General features: G+C 37.5%; 19 protein-coding genes and 1 pseudogene. 6 read left to right on the plus strand and 14 right to left on the minus strand.

Annotated elements, in window-relative coordinates:
* Positions 1 to 61 precede the first annotated feature (61 nt).
* The 6 genes from QNH24_RS16745 to QNH24_RS16770 all read right to left on the minus strand — a co-directional run bounded on the left by QNH24_RS16745 (position 62) and on the right by QNH24_RS16770 (position 5492).
* A complete protein-coding gene (locus QNH24_RS16745) occupies positions 62 to 934 on the minus strand; it encodes a vWA domain-containing protein (protein ID WP_283868679.1) in 873 nt (290 codons plus the stop codon).
* Positions 935 to 1106: 172 nt separating this feature from the next.
* Positions 1107 to 1766 carry a phosphate signaling complex protein PhoU gene (gene phoU, locus QNH24_RS16750; RefSeq protein WP_283868680.1) on the minus strand — a complete coding sequence of 220 codons (660 nt, stop codon included), beginning with the start codon at positions 1764 to 1766 and terminating at the stop codon, positions 1107 to 1109.
* 13 nt (positions 1767 to 1779) lie between these two features.
* Positions 1780 to 2613 (minus strand): phosphate ABC transporter ATP-binding protein PstB, encoded by an 834-nt coding sequence (pstB, locus tag QNH24_RS16755; RefSeq protein WP_283868681.1) that lies wholly within the window; start codon positions 2611 to 2613, stop codon positions 1780 to 1782.
* 12 nt (positions 2614 to 2625) lie between these two features.
* Positions 2626 to 3504 (minus strand): phosphate ABC transporter permease PstA, encoded by an 879-nt coding sequence (pstA, locus tag QNH24_RS16760; protein ID WP_283868682.1) that lies wholly within the window; start codon positions 3502 to 3504, stop codon positions 2626 to 2628.
* A gap of 1 nt (position 3505) precedes the next feature.
* A complete protein-coding gene (gene pstC / locus QNH24_RS16765) occupies positions 3506 to 4453 on the minus strand; it encodes a phosphate ABC transporter permease subunit PstC (protein ID WP_283868683.1) in 948 nt (315 codons plus the stop codon).
* 64 nt (positions 4454 to 4517) lie between these two features.
* Positions 4518 to 5492, minus strand: a complete 975-nt coding sequence (locus QNH24_RS16770; RefSeq protein ID WP_283868684.1) for a PstS family phosphate ABC transporter substrate-binding protein — start codon at positions 5490 to 5492, stop codon at positions 4518 to 4520.
* 229 nt (positions 5493 to 5721) lie between these two features.
* On the opposite strand from QNH24_RS16770, the gene QNH24_RS16775 reads away from it, so the two are divergent.
* Entirely contained in the window at positions 5722 to 5916 is a 195-nt protein-coding gene (locus QNH24_RS16775) for a hypothetical protein (RefSeq protein ID WP_283868685.1), read from the plus strand.
* A gap of 118 nt (positions 5917 to 6034) precedes the next feature.
* Here QNH24_RS16775 and QNH24_RS16780 read toward each other — a convergent pair whose 3' ends face one another.
* From QNH24_RS16780 to QNH24_RS16795, 4 genes are all read right to left on the minus strand, one after another.
* Complete coding sequence (locus tag QNH24_RS16780) at positions 6035 to 8239, minus strand: peptidoglycan D,D-transpeptidase FtsI family protein (protein ID WP_283868686.1); 2205 nt, start codon at positions 8237 to 8239, stop codon at positions 6035 to 6037.
* Positions 8240 to 8554: 315 nt separating this feature from the next.
* Positions 8555 to 9160: a superoxide dismutase gene (locus tag QNH24_RS16785; RefSeq protein WP_283868687.1), complete on the minus strand. Its 606-nt coding sequence runs from the start codon at positions 9158 to 9160 to the stop codon at positions 8555 to 8557.
* A 176-nt stretch (positions 9161 to 9336) separates the two neighbouring features.
* Positions 9337 to 9816, minus strand: a complete 480-nt coding sequence (locus tag QNH24_RS16790) for a DUF456 domain-containing protein (RefSeq protein ID WP_283868688.1) — start codon at positions 9814 to 9816, stop codon at positions 9337 to 9339.
* Positions 9817 to 9885: 69 nt separating this feature from the next.
* Positions 9886 to 11517: a Na/Pi cotransporter family protein gene (locus tag QNH24_RS16795; RefSeq protein ID WP_054770965.1), complete on the minus strand. Its 1632-nt coding sequence runs from the start codon at positions 11515 to 11517 to the stop codon at positions 9886 to 9888.
* A gap of 194 nt (positions 11518 to 11711) precedes the next feature.
* Here QNH24_RS16795 and QNH24_RS16800 point away from each other — a divergent pair, with 194 nt between their 5' ends.
* The 4 genes from QNH24_RS16800 to QNH24_RS16815 all read left to right on the plus strand — a co-directional run bounded on the left by QNH24_RS16800 (position 11712) and on the right by QNH24_RS16815 (position 14423).
* On the plus strand, positions 11712 to 12230 hold the full coding sequence (locus QNH24_RS16800) for a DUF1189 family protein (RefSeq protein WP_283868689.1): 519 nt from the start codon (positions 11712 to 11714) through the stop codon (positions 12228 to 12230).
* A gap of 52 nt (positions 12231 to 12282) precedes the next feature.
* Positions 12283 to 12627: a hypothetical protein gene (locus tag QNH24_RS16805; RefSeq protein WP_283868690.1), complete on the plus strand. Its 345-nt coding sequence runs from the start codon at positions 12283 to 12285 to the stop codon at positions 12625 to 12627.
* 95 nt (positions 12628 to 12722) lie between these two features.
* On the plus strand, positions 12723 to 13838 hold the full coding sequence (ispG, locus tag QNH24_RS16810; protein WP_283868691.1) for a flavodoxin-dependent (E)-4-hydroxy-3-methylbut-2-enyl-diphosphate synthase: 1116 nt from the start codon (positions 12723 to 12725) through the stop codon (positions 13836 to 13838).
* Between the two features lie 12 nt (positions 13839 to 13850).
* Positions 13851 to 14423, plus strand: coding sequence for a 5' nucleotidase, NT5C type (locus QNH24_RS16815; protein WP_283868692.1), 573 nt, complete (start codon positions 13851 to 13853; stop codon positions 14421 to 14423).
* Between the two features lie 61 nt (positions 14424 to 14484).
* On the opposite strand, the gene QNH24_RS16820 is transcribed toward QNH24_RS16815, so the two are convergent.
* The 4 genes and pseudogenes from QNH24_RS16820 to QNH24_RS16830 form a co-directional block, all read right to left on the minus strand.
* Positions 14485 to 14649, minus strand: coding sequence for a hypothetical protein (locus tag QNH24_RS16820; RefSeq protein ID WP_283868693.1), 165 nt, complete (start codon positions 14647 to 14649; stop codon positions 14485 to 14487).
* 18 nt (positions 14650 to 14667) lie between these two features.
* On the minus strand, positions 14668 to 14805 hold the full coding sequence (locus QNH24_RS16825; RefSeq protein WP_283868694.1) for a hypothetical protein: 138 nt from the start codon (positions 14803 to 14805) through the stop codon (positions 14668 to 14670).
* Positions 14806 to 14877: 72 nt separating this feature from the next.
* Positions 14878 to 14976 (minus strand): annotated as a pseudogene (locus QNH24_RS26325) (methyl-accepting chemotaxis protein); the annotation flags it as partial.
* Positions 14977 to 15104: 128 nt separating this feature from the next.
* Positions 15105 to 15233, minus strand: coding sequence for a hypothetical protein (locus QNH24_RS16830; protein WP_283868695.1), 129 nt, complete (start codon positions 15231 to 15233; stop codon positions 15105 to 15107).
* 189 nt (positions 15234 to 15422) lie between these two features.
* Between QNH24_RS16830 and QNH24_RS16835 the strand changes: the two genes are divergently transcribed.
* A complete protein-coding gene (locus tag QNH24_RS16835) occupies positions 15423 to 15917 on the plus strand; it encodes a hypothetical protein (protein ID WP_283868696.1) in 495 nt (164 codons plus the stop codon).
* Positions 15918 to 16088: the final 171 nt, after the last annotated feature.

The raw sequence follows: 16088 nt of genomic DNA on the forward strand, positions 1-16088 counted from the left end.
TCTAATTACTATGTATATGCACACAATAAGAGCCAATCACCTTAAAGATCAGCTCTCATCGTTATTGAATAGCATCATCCGCAAAGATGGCCTTATTGGCAAACCAAAATTGCTGCTCATTAAAATTATGCTCATGCATAGCGATAACTGAAAATTCAGCGTAATATTTCTTTTTCATTTCCTCTAGCATTGTTTTAGTTTGCTTTCCAACTAGATGCTGTCCATCAATAGGCCTTCCTTCAGTGAAGATAATAATATCTGCTTCACTGCAATGTTGATTTTCCTGTAGCAAGCCTTTAACAAAGTGTAATACGGGCAGTATTGCAGCTTCTCCCTTTGCTTTGTATTCCATAAAATCCTTAAAATCAGATAAATTCAAATGACCATTTTCAAAGCGATAGTGTACATGAATTTGATAGTCGTAGGGGACAATATACAAATCTCTTTGCTCACGATGTGCACTCATAAATAATGGTAAAATCATACTTTTACAAAGCTCTGTATAGGCTTCCATACCCGTTGTTTGTTCAAGACAGATAATGATTGGACCAGGATCTTTTTTATACTCATTAAAAGGAACATATAGGATATTCCCTTTTTTTCTTGTTTGATGCTTTAGCTTATGGCGTCTTACTTCCTCCCACTTATGCTCATAATATAAGCGCTGTTCTTTCCCATTGGCTAATCGCTCTGCTTGCTCAATCGTTGGTATATTTTCTTGAATTTCTTGCATGATATCTGCCAATTCAAGTGCAAATGCTGCCATATTTCGTAATGCTTCACTTTTGTAAAAATAATCAATAAAATAATGCTGTTCCTTGTCACTTAATTCTTCTAGATGTAAGTTTTCATATAGAAAGCGTAAATAGTCACGCAGCTCTGACGTGATTTCAATAGCAAATTTTTCTATGAGTGAATCTACAGCGTCTTTCACGAAGCAGCACCTCCTTCGCACATTTATTTAAATAATGTCTATAGTATAACCAAAATAATTTTTTGACAATACAAATCCACCCAAATATTTGACGCAAATTTGGCAAACAATGTTGCTGCTATCACATTATTTGCATAAAAAAAGAAGAGCTTATTGCTAGCTCTTCGCTTCATTAATTATTTAATTCATAATGTTTGCCTTTTACTAAGTAAAATAAGTGTTCAGCAATATTTGTGGCATGATCCGCTGAGCGCTCTAAATGTCGGCACACAAAGGTTAGGTGTGTGATTTGGGAAATATGAGATGGATTTTCAGCTCCTGCACGAAGTAAAAGAGTGATTGTTGCGCCATATAAATCATCGATATAATCATCTAATTCTGCAATTTCTTTAGCATGAACCGTATCTTCCTCAGTAAAGGCTTTAATAACACTCTCTAGCATCTCTACTGTTTTATTACACATCGTTTGTAAATTCGTAGTAGAAAAGACTAACGGCTCTTTTCCAATGCGGATTGTCTCTTTGGCAATATTAACTGCATAATCGCCTACTCGTTCCATATCAGAGGCAGCCTTCACTAATACCATAAGACGACGTAAATCAGTAGCTACAGGCTGCTGCTTGGCAATCAACAATATCACATGATCATTAATGGCTTCCTCAAGTCGATTAATCACTAAATCATCTTCAAGAATTTTTAGGGATTTTTCTAAATCTTGCTCTATTAATGCTTGAAATGCTAGCTTTAAAGCATTGATGCTACTCGTAGCAATCTCAACAAATTGCGCCTGCACTTCTTTTAATTCCTGCTCAAAACGTTCACGTACGACCATTCTTGACTCCTCCTTAACCGAAACGACCGGATATATAATCTTCAGTACGTTGATCTGCAGGTGTCTGGAAGATAACGTCTGTTTTATCGTATTCAACAACCTCTCCACTTAAGAAAAATGCTGTACGATCAGAAATTCGTGCCGCTTGCTGCATATTATGTGTAACGATGACAATTGAGTAATCCTTTTTCAGCTCTTGAACAAGTTCCTCCACTTTTAATGTCGAAATAGGGTCAAGTGCGGATGTAGGCTCATCCATTAAAATAACATCTGGTTCAATCGCTAAACAACGAGCAATACAAATACGCTGTTGCTGACCTCCCGATAAGCCATATGCATTTTGATTTAAACGATCCTTTACCTCATCCCAAATCGCCGCACCTCGTAATGATTTTTCAACAATTTCGTCAAGAATCTTTTTATTTTTAATACCGTGGATGCGCGGACCGTAGGCAATATTATCATAAATAGATTTAGGGAATGGGTTTGGCTTCTGGAATACCATCCCTACACGAGTACGTAATTCCTCAACTGTATAGCTTTTGTCTAAAATATTTCGTTCACGATAGACAATTTCTCCAGATGTGCGTACGATTGGCACTAGTTCTACCATTCGATTTAACGTTTTTAAATACGTAGATTTACCACAACCTGAAGGACCAATAATAGCAGTTACTTCATTTTCATAGATGCTTAAATTGACATCTTTTAAGCCATGATGATCTCCATACCATAAGTTTAAATTACGTGTATCATATACTATATTTTTAGCCACATCAGCCGAAAGCTTAGAAGCCGTTTGAATCGATTTGACAACTGATTTTTCCTCTTGAAAATCTAGTACCATAAGGTCACCTCATTAATAACGTTTTTGGAATTTATTTCGAATAAAGATTGCAATAGAGTTCATCAATAAAAGCACTGACATCAAGACTAAAATACCGGCTGCCGCAACATATTGAAAAGCCTCTTGTGGACGTTTTGCCCAATCATAAATTTGCATTGGTAACGCAGTAAATTGACTCAATAAACCATTTGGTAAAAATTGCAAAATAACAGGAATTCCAATAACAACAAGTGGTGCTGTTTCACCTATGGCACGAGATAAGGCTAAAATACTCCCTGTTAAAATTCCTGGAATAGCTGCTGGAAGAACAACTCGTAAAATCGTTTGCCATTTTGTTGCACCCATTCCATATGAAGCTTCACGTTGCTCATTAGGCACTGCGCGGATTGCCTCCTGTGCTGCCACAATGATTACTGGCAATATTAATAAGCTCATTGTAAATCCTGCTGCTAAAATACTTTTTCCTAATTCCATCATACGAACGAAAATTGTTAACCCTAATAAACCAAAAACAATGGAAGGCACACCTGCTAAATTGGAGATATTCATTCGAATAAAGTCGTTTAGCCTATTTTTCTTTGCATATTCTTCTAAATAAATAGCTGTTCCTACTCCCAAAATAATGGATACTGGTGCAACAACTGCCATTAACCAAAGGGAACCTACAAGAGCCGCTTTAATACCCGCCTTATCAGCGAAACGAGATGCAAAGTTTGTTAAAAAATCAATATTTAAATAGTCTATGCCCTGTGTCACGATACGGTAAAGCAAAATGGCTAGCGTCACGAGTGCAAAGGTAGTTGCTAAGAAAAATAAGATCTTCCAGACTTTATTGGCTGAAATACGCTTTGTCATTCGTTTCATGACAACTGTGTCATTGATATAGCGCATGCTAGTAAACCTCCCTGAAGCGTTTCGAAATATAGTGAGCTAATAAATTCATCACTAATGTAAAAATGAATAATGTGAATCCAACAGAATAAATAGAGTAATAAATAGTTGTACCATAACCAGCATCACCAGTAGAAACTTGTACAATATAAGCAGTCATGGTTTGAATGGAGTCAGTCACATCTAAATCAAATTTTGGTGTTGAACCACCAGCAAGCGATACAATCATAGTCTCACCAATTGCCCGGGAAATAGCCAGAACAACTGAAGCGATAATTCCTGATAATGCTGCAGGTAATACAACTTTAATGGCAACCTCAAACTTAGTTGCCCCAAGAGCCAATGCACCTTCTCGCATGCTATTTGGAACAGAGGACATTGCATCTTCTGATAGAGATGTTATCATTGGTAAAATCATAATTCCTACAACTATCCCAGGACTTAGGGCATTAAAAAGTTTAAGGCCTGGTACAATTTCTTGTAATAAAGGTGTTACAAATGTTAGAGCAAAGAAGCCGTAAACAATTGTTGGTACTCCTGCTAATACCTCTAAAATAGGCTTCACTGTACGTCTAGTTTTTTCACTCGCATATTCACTTAAGTAAATAGCCGAAGCAATGCCAAATGGTACTGCTACAACTACTGCTATTAATGTAACTTTCATCGTTCCAGCAATTAATGGTAGTATCCCAAATAACGGTTCCTTCCCTGAAAATGGTAACCACTGTGTACCAAAAAGGAAATCCGTAATCGAAACACGTTTAAAGAATTCAAACGTTTCAAAAATAAGGGTGAAAACAATGCCAAACGTTGTCAATATAGAAATAAGGGCTGCAGAAAATAATAGAGCTGGCATCGCTTTTTCCACTATTTTCTTTGTTTTATGATTGCGCGAATTTGCAATTAATTGCTGCACAGATGATGTCTTATTTTCCTTTTGAGAAACCATGGGGTGCTCCTTTCAAATAAGAGAGGGAAAGAGCATACATCTCTTTCCCTCTATGCATGTCTACTTATTTTAAGCCTTCTAATGTTTTTAAGCCTTCAGCATATTTGTCTTCAGGTAGACGGACATAACCAACTGCCTCTGCCATATCGCCTGCATTTTCAAGTGTAAATTTGATGAAATCATATGCTGCTTCGTTATCTTTCATTGCACTATTTTTTACATATGTGAATAGTGGACGTGAAAGTGGTGAATACTCACCTGCTTCGATTGTTTCATTTGTTGGCTCAACGCCATTTACCTTCACAATGCTTAATTTATCTTTATTTTCTAAGTAGTAAGCATAGCCGAAGAAGCCAATTGCATTTTTGTCACCAGCAACACCTTGAACTAGCATGTTGTCATCCTCAGATAATGTAGCAGCACTTACTAAATCAGCACCATCTAAAATTACTTCATCAAAGTAATCATACGTACCTGAGTCAGTACCTGGTGAATAGAATACGATTTTTTCATTTGGCCAAGATGGATCGATATCAGACCATTTTTTCTCAGTACCGTCTTCAATCCAAATTTTCTTTAATTGCTCTACCGTTAAATCTTTTGCCCAATCATTTTCTGGGTTCACTACTACTGATAAGCCGTCATATGCTAAAGCTAACTCAGTAAAAGCAATTCCTGCTTCTTCAAGTTTTGCTTTCTCTTCATCTTTTATATTACGAGATGCGTTAGAAAAGTCTGTCTCACCTGCGATGAATTTTTCAAAGCCACCACCAGTACCAGAAACACCTACCGATACTTTGACATCTGGTTGAGTTCCTGCATACTCTTCAACAACTGCTTCAATAATAGGTGCTACTGTTGATGAGCCATCCCCAGCTACAGCCCCTTGCAGTTTTTTGTCAGCAGTGTCTTGTTCTGAGCTTGCTGGTGTTTTTGTTTCTGCATTGTTACCATTTTGCGCAGAGTCACTGCCACATGCACCAAGCATTAAAGCTGAACCCATTACCGCTGTCATCGTTAAGTACTTCCACTTTTTCATCTCATTTGCCTCCGTCACTAACTTTTTTATAGTTGTTTGTCTTACAATCTTTACTATAATGTTTGATTGTTGAAGTCGTATAAACAGTTCGTAAAAGAGACGTAAAGGAATGTAATGCTTTGTAAACGATTGTAAAGAAGAATTTACAATTGCAAATACTTGCTTCCTTATTGAAAGATGCTATAATAAGCAATTGTGTCAAGAATTAATAGAAGAGGAGTTTGACTTTGTGATTAAGCATGTAAAAGTACAAAATGCCGATTACTTTAAAACATATCTAACACTCGTAATGGAACATCGAGAATTCTCTTTACAGGAAGCTGTTGATTTTATGCTTGAGTCCTATTTCTGTAATAATATAGAGCTTTACGGAAAAAAACCAAAGCAACAATTTGAATTAGCAATACAACAACTATCTGCGTAGAATTTCATATGCATTATTATATAGAAGGAAACATGGTATGGAGATTTAACGCATACCGTGTTTTCTATTTCACGACAGAAAAAAACCGCTAGGCATTTAAATGCTCTAGCGGTTTCTCTTATTGTTGTTCATCTTCACCAATTTTATCTTTTGTCACAGCTGGTAAAATAGGCTGTGTTACATCACTATCTGTTACTTTTTCAGTTTTATATTTTTCTTTTAATTCATAATATTTATCCAGAGCCTTTCTAGCAATCTCACTATTAGCCGAAAATGGTTGTTGAGGGTTTGTTGATGCCCAAGGAATAACTACAGCGTAGGCAATTTCAGGATTTTCATAAGGGGCAAAACCAACATGTGTATACGTAAGTGTATATGTACCCCAATTTTCTCTCAAATCCCCGTAATATATTACCTCTGCTGTTCCTGTTTTCCCTGCCGCTGTATATGGTGCATTTGCAAAGTGTCTTTTAGCTGTACCATTTGTACCTGTATAGACACGACGAAGCCCTTGTTTTACATAGTTAATTTCATCTGATGAATTATCAATACGATTTAAAATTGTTGGTCCAACCTCTGTTACTAATTGACCAAGCTCCTGTCCATCTTTTGATGGCTGACGCACTTCTTTCACTATATGCGGCTGAATTCGATAGCCACCATTAGCAACGGTTGAAATATATTGTGCTAATTGTAAAGGTGTATACGTATCGTACTGTCCGATTGCTAAGTCAAGTAACTTCCCTCCATAGGTTGGACCAGAAGGACCTTGAACACCGCTAAATTCATTTGGTAAATCGACCCCTGTTTTTACCCCTAACCCGAACTGTGCATAGGAATTACGCATTTTTTGGAAAGTATCGTCCTTTAAACGTAGAGGCATTCCATAGCTATAAGGTGTTTTATTAATGAGTAGAGCAGTTTTAAACATAAATACGTTAGAAGATTGCTCTAAGGCTCTTAAACCATCCATCTGGATATAGCCATATGGGTTAAAAATAGATTTTTTTGGCCTAGTACCCAATAACGTGATGGGTTCATCACCTAATACAGTCCGTGTTGTAATTGCTCCTAAATTGTACCCCGTTAGTAATGTTGCTGCCTTAACTGCAGAACCTGCCTCATAAGCTGTTGTAAAGTTACCATATGAATAATCAACGACTACATTTTTTCCTGTCTCTGAATCTTTTTCAATCTTCTTACCAACCATTGATAATATGTCTCCAGTATTTGGATCCATCATAACTAAAAATGCACGATCTAATAATTTTGAACCGGAACGTGCTTTTAAATTAAGTAATTCTTCTTCGACAATTTTCTCTGTTGCAGCAGTTAATTCACTATCTAATGATAAGACCAAATCTTTACCAGGCTCACCTTCATAGGTTGTCACGGTATCGACTACCTGCCCTTTTCTATTCGTAATATTTTTAACAACTGCTTTTTGCCCTTGTAGTAAATCTTCATATTGTGCTTCAATATAACTTTCACCAACGCGGTCATTACGTGAATAATCACGAGCTAAATAGTAATTCAGCTTTTCCTTTGGAATCCCTTTCGCCGGGACAGTTGTTCGCCCTAAAATAGAAAGAGATGATAATTTCACACGCTTCCAATCTGTTGTTGTGTTGACGCCTGGCATCTCTGTTAAGCGTTCTGATACACGTGCAAATTCATCTGCCGATACATTTTCACTTTTAATAATTTGAGGTGATAAATTATAGCCAGAAGCCATCTCTCGATAGATTGCTAGTATTTCTAAATCTGCATCTGTCAATTGTAAAAGCTCTTCATTTGTAATACGTTCACGCACTAGTTTATCAATCTCTGCGTTGATTTGGCTTGTTGTAATATCTTTTTTTTGTCGAATTTTGTCTTCTTCAGCCTTTGTCACTTTTTTATAGGCAGCATCATGGTTTTTAAGTATCCAAAAATCCTGCTTATCGCGCAATGTCACACGATTTGTAGGCTGTTCAATTAATTGTGCTAGCTTTTCAGCGATTTTTAGCATTTCCTCTGTTTTCGTTGTTTGCATTTTCGTATAGGTAATAGCATTTTCAGGGTGATTATCGACTAAAATACGCCCGTAACGATCATACATGCGGCCCCTTGGTACACTTGTATTAACAGGGACTTCCTCTGTACTCTCTAAAAATTTTACATACTCTTCCCCTTTCACGATTTGCATATAACCGAGTCTAAAAATTAACATTGAAAATACGATAAATATAGCAAAGAAAAGGACATTCATACGAAATGTTAAATTAGAATGATGTTTTGCTTTAACACTCGCCGCGCGATTTTTCCTTGGTGCTTTGCGCAATATGTATTCCCCTCCTTATCTTAATACATTTTAAATACACGACATCTAGTATACCATTCGAAGGTACGACAGGAAAGCATGCACTTGATATTTCATGTTTGAAAACATCATTTATTTGACGGCATATTGAAGTGAAAGGTTGCTATTCCCAATCAATCATTTAAAGTTTTTCGATTCTATCCATTACTTGGGCTTTTCTATCCATATCATTGTCAGTTCAATCCGTCACTTTTGCATCTCTATCCACCAAAACCATCAAAAAAGGCTATGTCATGGTGAGAATCACCGTTGACATAGCCTTTTATTACTCAATCATTATTTTGCAGCTTGGAATTTTGCTTCCACTACATCCCAGTTCACTACGTTCCAGAATGCACTGATGTAATCTGGACGACGGTTTTGGTAGTTAAGGTAGTAAGCATGCTCCCAAACGTCTAAGCCTAGGATTGGTGTTTTACCTTCCATAACTGGAGAGTCTTGGTTTGGAGTTGATGTAACAGCAACTGAGTCACCATCAACGATTAACCATGCCCAACCTGAACCAAAGCGAGTTGTAGCAGCTTTTGCAAATTCTTCTTTGAATGCATCGAAAGAACCGAATTTAGCGTCAATCGCTTTTGCAACTTCACCAACTGGAGTGTTTGAACCGCCTGGAGCGATTACTTCCCAGAATAATGTATGGTTGGCATGTCCACCACCATTGTTACGTACAGCAGTTTGTTTGTCAGCTGGAAGCGCATCAAGGTTTGCGATTAGATCGTTAATATCTTTCTCTGCAAATTCAGTGCCTTCAACAGCAGCATTTAAATTTGTTACGTACGTATTGTGATGTTTAGAATGGTGAATCTCCATTGTTTTTGCATCGATATGTGGTTCTAATGCGTCATAAGCGTAAGTTAATTGTGGTAATTCATAAGCCATTGTTAAGTTCCTCCCTAAAATAAAGAAATAATTAGTACATTCATAGATTATCAAAATTGGTCAAACCATTCAATGAAAAATACTTCAAATTGAAGATTTCAGCCTTTTGACTGAAAACCAATACGTTTACTATCCTACCCTTTTTTTCATATAACTAAACACATAATATGAAAAAATCAGATAGCGATAAAGAACACAATAATCATAACAATTTGGATAACCGCTTTTGCTACTGTCGAAGTTAAAAAACCTACAAGCGAACCAACACCACTTTTAACGGCCTCACCGAATGGGCGACGCTCCACAAGTAGCTCAGCAATTACTGCTCCTAAAAACGGTCCTATTAGTATTCCTGCAACAGGGATAACGAACGGTCCTATTAATAAACCAATGGTACTACCCCACATCCCTGCATTTGTACCACCGAACTTTTTTATACCGAAGGCGTTTGCTACTGTATCTGCACCAAATAACAGCACAACAAATAAAATCTCAATTGCCCAGAACAACCAATTTAAATCGGCAAAAGAGAAAAATAATCCATAGACTATAAAGCCGCCAAGTAAAAAAATAACCCCTGGAATGATGGGGTACACCAAACCAATAAATGAAATGATAAAGCAGGCAATCACTAATATCCAGCCAACAATTTCCACCTAAATTCGCTCCTTTTGCTTTGTGCATTGCCTATCATACGTACAAGCAAAACCTAAAGTTTCAATTTCTTAATGTCGAATCCCTAAAATAGAATCGGCTATATTTACAGCATGGTCACCAATACGCTCTAAGTTGCTAACAATATCAGTATAAACAATCCCTGCAGCACCACTGCACTCATTTGCGTTTAAGCGTGCAATATGCTTTTGTCGTAGCTTATCCTCCATATCATCAATCAGACTTTCCAGCTCTGTTACTTCCTGTGCTAAGCTTAAACTTGCAGTATCCAGTGCCTCTATGCTCTTGCGTACCGCTTCAATTGCCAGGCTAAACATGCCAATCAAATCTTGGCGTGCTGACTTACTTAAGCTTACCTCATGGTGATCCTTATATTGTAAAAGCTCTAAAATATTTTCAAAATGATCCCCAATGCGTTCAATGTCGCGTACATTTGTTAGCAATGTGTGGTGTCTTACTGAGTCTGCACGAGAAAGGGGTTGCTTAGACACCATCACTAAATAATCTGTGATTTCCTTGTCTAAATGATTCAGTACTGCCTCTAGCTGCAAAACAGTTGGAATATGGACAGCTTCACCTGTTTTCATATATAAGAATGTTTCTTCCAAACCACGTAGTGCATGCTCCCCCATTCGCAGCACTTCCTCTTTTGCTTGCCCAAGTGCAATTGCTGGAGACGAGTCAATAAAGGACGGATCTAAATGCTTCGTTGTTACATCAATATTTTCGTCACGTCCAGGCAATAGCTTTGTCACAAGTGCTGCTAAGCCACCAATAAATGGTACCTGAATAATCATGTTAATTACATTAAAGGAGCCATGTGCAATGGCAATTTGCATCCTCGGCTCTAGATGGAAGAGCTCACTAATCCATTGAACAAATTGCATAAAGGGTGTAAAAAAGATCATGAAAATAACAGTGCCGATAACATTAAACAGCACATGCGCCACAGCTGCACGCTTCGCATAAATAGAAGCTCCTAGCGACGCTAAAACAGCTGTAATCGTTGTCCCAATATTTTCGCCAAATAAAATAGGTAATGCACTTTCCAAGCCAATAAGATGCTCAGCATATAAGCCCTGTAGCACACCGACAGTTGCTGTTGAGCTTTGCACAAGTAATGTAAACACTGTCCCTAAAAAGATGCCAATAACGGGCTGATCTCTTAGATGCAGCGTTAATGATGCAAAATCAGCCAATTGATGAATGGCCTGCATACTTGCGCTCATTAACTCCAAGCCTAAAAATAATCCCCCAAAACCAAATACGATTTGCCCTATATGCTGGTATGTTGCTTTCTTAAAGAAAAATAATAATCCAGCACCTATCGCCAACAGTGGATAAAAATAAAAACCAATATTAATGCCAATAATAAATGCCGTGATGGTCGTGCCAATATTAGCACCCATAATAACACCAATTGCTTGACGTAATGTTAAAAAGCCTGCACTGACAAGCCCGACCGTAATGACTGTTGTTGCAGAGCTTGATTGAATACAAATCGTCACAATTATGCCTACGAGCACACCCATTAATGGATTGGTTGTAAACCGATTCAACCATTCCCGCAGTCGATCATCTGCTGATTTTTGGAGTCCGTCCCCCATAAATTTAATTGAAAATAGGAATACTCCTAACCCACCTAAAAATTGAAACAGTATGTTTTGCCAATCTATCGTCAATTGTATTCGCTCCAATTCTTACATCTCTACTACTCTATTCCTAATCTTTAAATGATAGTGTAGAAAAAGTAAAGAAAACCTTTAACTTCTTTACACAATGTTAACATTTTATCATTCTATTCTCAGCTATTACTGCTTATCTCGTATCTTGTCAAAGTTGAACATGATAGAATAGCGATTGGAGGAGATATGCTATGAACCACTCACAACTATTTATTGACAGCTTAATTCATCCTAAAAAACTAGCTGCCTACCGTTTATTACCTATCGGAAAAGTCATTCAATATACCTTTCTGCTCATAACAATCGTGACGGTTTTCTCGTTTGGTCGCTTTACAGCTGGTATGTCTGTAAATACATTTGATATGACAAGTATAAACGGGTTAACTGAATATATAGAGGGCATTAAATGGCTTTTGTACCCTGTAACATTCATCATGCTTTTCGTTTTTACAACCATGCTTATTTTTGGGCAAATTGCACTCTATGCCTTAGCAGGTCTATTTATCTTAAAAGTGATGAAGCGTCGAGGGGAATACCGTCATATTTGGCGAACAACAACATTTGCCATGACCTGGGCTATTCTTATCAGCATGCTATCAGATTATCTACCGATTAACAGCACAATTATCTCTATTTTTTCCTTACTTTTAACTGTTACTCTATTAACTATTACCTTTACAAAATATCCAAAACAACCAATTGCAAAATAATGTGCATGATTCCCCCCTCTTCTAAATATAGTGTAGAAAAGGAGGGGGTTTTTTGCGTCCATTCGTGTTAACAGCCATTATTATTATTATTGCTTTTGTTGTAAAAGTAGATTTAACTGAGGGATCTTTACAATTCTCTGCATTTTCCTTAAAAAATTCTGATAATGCTCTTTGTGAGAAACAACGAGAACCAAATTATATTACTGTACAAACTATTCAAGGAGATACGATTCACAGCCTCTTTGCACTTCATCCTGCAAAAGTACCCATGACCTTTCCTGAACGCTTGGAGTTATTTTATCAATTGAATCCTCATTTACAATTACAGGCACTTATTCCTGGTGAAAATATAAAGCTTCCATTGTCATTTGAATTTGAAAACAACTGTGGAAAATGAAATGTTAACGTTTCTTCCTTGTCCTTATTTTCTTACACTGCTAAAATAAATGTCAGTGACGGCTGAAAGTATGGCCCGAAAAGGAGAGAAAGTTAATGAGTGAAATTTGTCACCGTTCAAATACACGTCCCGTACGTGTCGGTAACTTAACAATTGGTGGTAGTAATGAATTATTCATTCAAAGTATGTGTACAACAAAAACACATGATGTTGAAGCAACAGTAGCAGAAATACTTCGTCTAGAGGAAGCAGGCTGTCAAATTGTTCGTGTGGCAGTTCCAGACGAGCGTGCAGCGGATGCCATTGCAGAAATAAAAAAACGTATCCATATTCCTCTTGTAGCTGATATTCACTTTGATTATAAATTAGCATTAAAAGCAATTGAAAATGGCATTGATAAAGTACGTATTAATCCAGGTAATATTGGTCGTAAGGAAAAAGTAGAGGCAGTTGTCAATGCAGCTAAAGCAAAAGGAATTCCGATTCGTATCGGTGTTAACGCTGGTTCCTTAGAGCGTCATATTTTAGAAAAATACGGTTATCCAACTGCAGACGGTATGGTTGAATCTGCCCTACACCATATTAAAATATTGGAAGACTTGGATTTCCACGATATTATCGTATCCATGAAGGCATCAGATGTAAATCTTGCAATTGAGGCCTATGAAAAAGCGTCGAAAGCCTTTAATTACCCCCTTCACTTAGGGATTACAGAATCAGGCACACTATTTGCAGGAACTGTAAAATCAGCAGCAGGTTTAGGTGCTATTCTCTCAAAAGGAATCGGTAACACGCTACGTATCTCATTATCTGCTGATCCTGTAGAAGAGGTAAAAGTCGCACGTGAGCTATTAAAATCGTTCGGCTTGGCGTCAAATATGGCAACGCTTATTTCCTGCCCAACATGCGGCCGAATTGAAATAGATTTAATTTCCATTGCTAATGAAGTAGAAGAGTATATTTCTAAATTAAATGTCCCCCTAAAAGTAGCGGTGCTTGGCTGTGCAGTAAACGGTCCTGGTGAAGCACGTGAAGCAGACATTGGTATTGCAGGGGCACGTGGTGAAGGTTTACTATTTATGAAGGGCAAAACTGTTCGAAAAGTCCCTGAAGAAACGATGGTAGAAGAGCTGAAAAAAGAAATTGATAAATTAGCTGCAGAAATGGAAGAAAAGCGAGCAGCTGAAGAAGCAGCAAAAGCAAACGCCTAGGGAGGTGCTAGCATGAAAAAACCTCGCTTTGGTATTGATATTGACGGAACAGTGACATGTCCCAGTACACTCATTCCACATATTAATAAACAATACAATGTAAACATTACGCTTGATGATGTCTGTGAATATGATTTTTTATCCGCATTTCCACATCCTATTGATCGAGGTGTGTTTAATACATGGTTTAAGGAAAATGAGCCTTATATGTATGAGGTATCTGAAGCGGCGAAAGATGCAAAGAGTATTTTAAGTGCTTGGCAAAACGATTTTGAGCTCTACTATATCTCAGCTCGCGGTGAAAATCTTGTAGATATTACTGTTAATTGGTTTAAAACTCAAGCTATTCCGTATGATCATATCGAGCTTCTGGGCAGCCATGATAAACTAGCAGCAGCAAAAAAACATGCTGTAGATGCGTTCTTTGAGGATAAGCACGATAATGCTGTTATGCTAGCGGAGGAGCTAAAAATACCCGTAGTGTTATTTGACACACCTTATAACCGTCTTGCTGTTCCTGACAATGTTGTGCGGGTCTATAACTGGCAAGAAGCTAATCAATTTATTACGCAATTTTTTAAATAAACAAGAGAGCTGTTCGTAAGGTCAAATGAAAACTTAACCTTACCAACAGCTCTCCCTTTTTTTAATATTGAAATTTAGCCAATGCTATACGCAGAGTGTCAGCTATAGCTGCCAATTGCTGTGCCTTGCTATTTGATGTCATGTATTGTTCCATTGTTGCCAATAGCTCCTCTGTTCCTGCCGAGGATTGCTGGCTCACGGCTGTCATATATTCTACTTCCTGCACAACCTCCAGCGCCTCCTTTTAAATCACACTGGAAGCGGCTGTCACATTATCGATTTGTATGAATCCACAATATGCTGTAAAAATCGCATCCAGTACCTGTATATTGGCATCGATATATTGTAGGTTGGTTTGCACAGCTAGTACAACGCCTTGCATTGCACTAGCCGCTTCCCTAACAACTATTTCGATAATCGTGTCAATTTGGCTTGTTGATTTGGTGGATACTTATGCGAGCTTGCGTACTTCCTCTGCCACAATAGAAAAGCCCTTGCCATGCTCACCTGCATGTGCCGCTTCGATTGCTTCATTGAGCGCCAGTAAATCTGTTTAGCCCAAAATCATATAAATGACCTGCAAAATACGATTAATTTCTGTCGATTGATCATTGAGCTATTGCACAATCATAGCTGTTAATGTGCAAGCTCACCAATTTCAATTAAAAGAGGGGTAGCTCACTATACTTCAAGTATTCCACGTAACCAACGCTCAACAAAATTTTCAAAGGTAATCCCATAATTTTCATAGACAGCGTGATACACAAAATATGTTCCTAATCGATCCAGTAATTCATCATTAATCTTCATCCCAAATCGCTCCCTTTCATTTCTGAGTTTACTAAATTTTCAGATACCAAAAATTCCAATTGCTTGAACATTCAAGTGGAGGTCGTATCGTTGCAAAACCGTCACAATCTGCCGCCATCATGCCCTTTCTTCGTATTTTTCTTTTCGATAATATAGTAGTAACAACTTGCAAAACTGGGGGGACTACTTGTGAGATGGATAACAAAATTAGCATGTGTAGCATGTTTAGGTGCATTACTAGTCGGCTGTGGGGAACGACTGTCTGAAATTAAAGGTGCAGTTTCAGGCATTAATTCTGCAGCTGATTCCGCAGCGAGTGCCGTTGGTCGTGATGTACATGCTATACGTGCCATTACCATTAACTATAAAAACACAACTTTTACGGTTAATGACCTATTTAAATCTATTTTACGTGACATACGCTGGGATTATGACCCTGACAAAAAAGAGCTTCATGTGAGAGGGACATGGCAAGCACCACTATTTTCTGAACAAACATGGGATGAAGCTATGAAAAAACAGCTCGCAGAAACAGGCGTGGTAAACGTTACATGTGTGATAAAGGATGACCAAATCGATGGCTCACAAACAGTGATAACATTAGTTTTTAACGATGATACAATTTTAGAAATGACTGGTGAAGAGGCTTTAGATTATCTTTACGATACATATTTAAAAAAATAACATATAACTTTGATCAGTGGGCACACCTCCCACTGATTTTTTTGCCTACATCTTGTAGTATTTACATGCATTAAATACCTGACAAAAGAAGTCTTACAATTTTGAAATATTGAATTCTTTAATTTGAATGTATAAAACCATCACGTTATAATCAAAGTATCACGTGATGGT

This window comes from Lysinibacillus pakistanensis (genome assembly GCF_030123245.1).
Lineage (GTDB): Bacteria > Bacillota > Bacilli > Bacillales_A > Planococcaceae > Lysinibacillus > Lysinibacillus pakistanensis.